Consider the following 2,463-nt stretch of genomic DNA (forward strand, 5'->3'; position numbering starts at 1 on the left):
TAACGGTTGGTGCTACTGGAATACTATTATCCGCAGAAGCACTGTAGATAATAGAGCTAACATTTCCATTAGCATCATAAACAAATTTTGTTTTTGAACTATTATCGGTTTGTTCTGTCTCTCTTAGCCCATTGGCATAATAAGTATAATTTGTTGTACCAAGCTCAGGATCAGTTTGTGACATTAACCAATCTAAACAAGTTACATCATATGTGTAACCTCTGCCAAGTTTAGTCTGCTGGTCTTTGATAGCTAATAACCGACCATTCGTATCATATTCACTATCGAGCCAAATAGTGCTAACACCATTCACCACAAAACTATTACTTATCAGTTGTGGAGAGCCAAAACCTTGCTTATAGATATACTCTTGCTCATGACCGTTAGGATCAGTTACCACTTTATTTGAGTGCGTATATGGGGTGCTGGCGCTACTGCGATATCCACCATAACTCGCTGTCCATGTATAACTAGCGAAGCTATTAACGGCAACAAATAGACTAAAAAAAGCAAAAGATAATTTTGTTAATATTTTCATCTCATTATCCCTCTAAAACGATGCCGTATCTTTGACTAGTTGAATCGGACGATTTAATACATCGTTTGTGTAAATATCACCAACAGTGCATTGTGCAATATCTCGACAAGGATAACTGGCAAAGCGCCTATTATTCACGGGGTCATATTTATTGACCTGAACAATTATATCTGCTGGATTATTATCGCTTACCATTGAATTAATCACACGCCCAAAGCCATCATAGTTAGTGGTTGTGACGGCTTGTCCTTGTGTTTTCGTGACGGTTAGCCCATTATTAGTGTAGCTATAAGTAACAGGATTCCCAATTGGAGGTGTGACAGATATTAAGCGATCCATTGCATCATAACTATACTTCGTCACATTGCCTTTGGCATCAGTCTTTGTTAACACAAGACCACGATAATCGTAAGTATAAGTGGTTGAGTTGCCATTAGGATCAATGACTGTTTGTGGTTGTCCGTTGACGTAATTTAAATATTGCGTTTTATTGCCACTAGCGTCGGTTTCAGATGCCATATTACCTTTGGCATCATAACTATACGTTGTTGTGACACCATTGACTGTCGAAGCCGTTAAATATCCTTCTGTGTCATAGGTATTAACAACACTTTGTACCACTTTACCTGCGCTATCAGTGACTGTAACAGTTGCAGGTTTAACCATATGCCCATGGGTGCTTGACGCCTCTAACACAAAATAGGTTGATTTGGTTGTGCGCGTCTCTCCATTTGATGCTGTCTCTACGATTGTTTGTGGATATAGAAAGCTATTAAAATCACTAAAAACTTTAGAAGTTGTGACACCATCCTGTGTGATCGTCTGCTTAGTTAATACTGGAACACCTGATATATCTGTCCACGTATTTTCTTCATCGTAATAGACTTTACCAGTTTTATCTTCAATCAAATGTTTATCGTAAGCGCCTTTGTTATTATTAAGTTCTCCATTAGTTGAAGCAATATAGTGGTAAATATCTTTTGAGCCATCGGTGTGGGTAATAATATGATCACCATTAACAACGCTATAGGTCTCTGTTTCGTTAGCAGATAAGTTAGCGCCTGAATAGGTTATGCTTGAACTGTTTAATCCACTATAGGTTAAACCTGTTATATCGTTCATAGTCCCATTGCCACACCACCATGAACCAACACCCAAACAGCCGTATGCACCTGTTGAAATTGCATCACCATTTGGAAAGGTCATGCCAGTGGTTGAGGCATAAGCGCCTGTCGCACCGGTTTTAAAATATGGGAATGTCCAGTGCCTCGCCTGATTATCAGCAATGCCACTTAAAATGTATTGAGTACAGACATAATGCGTGGTTTGATTGTGGCCATTGTAAGAGTAGATTGGGTTTGAGAAGTAGCTAAATGTTAGCTCATAGCCATTCGATAGTTGAATATTCTTTAAATATTGACCTGCACCACAAGGTGTCCCAAAAGACTGATAATTATAAATAATACTAGATTTGTGATGTCGACTGTTAATAGACATTGTTTCACTATGATAACCAAAACCTTGCGAGTAGACTTCTCCTGATGGGGCATATGCGGTTGTTGTTTGGTTTGATGTATTTGCATATATATAAAAATGGTCAGTTGATAAACCACCGCCTCCATATTTAGGATAGATTAAATTATGTATGACACCATCCTGTGATAATAAAAAAGCCATATTATAGTTTTGGGCTGATTGAAAAGGATTCTGCCCCATATCAAAAGAAAAAAGACTTGGCTGTATAAAATCAACGCCATTGCCATTTGTTTTTAGAAACATACTATAATTAAACGTCAACCCATCATCTAAAGGAATGCTAACAATGGGTACTTGCATTACCTTGTTTCCATTCTCTGGCAGAATATGTAGCAATCTATTTTCATTTGATACTGTGCCTAGAGGGTTTACTGGCACTGAAGAATCCC

At 38.1% G+C, this 2,463-nt stretch carries 2 protein-coding genes; both read right to left on the reverse strand.

Annotation, left to right across the window (positions count from 1 at the left end; genetic code table 11):
* A partial coding sequence (locus tag DNJ75_RS14640) for a hypothetical protein (RefSeq protein ID WP_157968393.1) occupies positions 1-538 on the reverse strand: 538 nt, incomplete at its 3' end.
* A 12-nt stretch (positions 539-550) separates the two neighbouring features.
* Positions 551-2,463 (reverse strand): RHS repeat protein (locus DNJ75_RS14645; protein WP_206609125.1); only part of this gene is annotated, 1,913 nt, incomplete at its 5' end.

The sequence above is a fragment of the Cysteiniphilum litorale genome, from assembly GCF_003428165.1.
Taxonomy (GTDB): Bacteria; Pseudomonadota; Gammaproteobacteria; order Francisellales; family Francisellaceae; genus Caedibacter; species Caedibacter litoralis.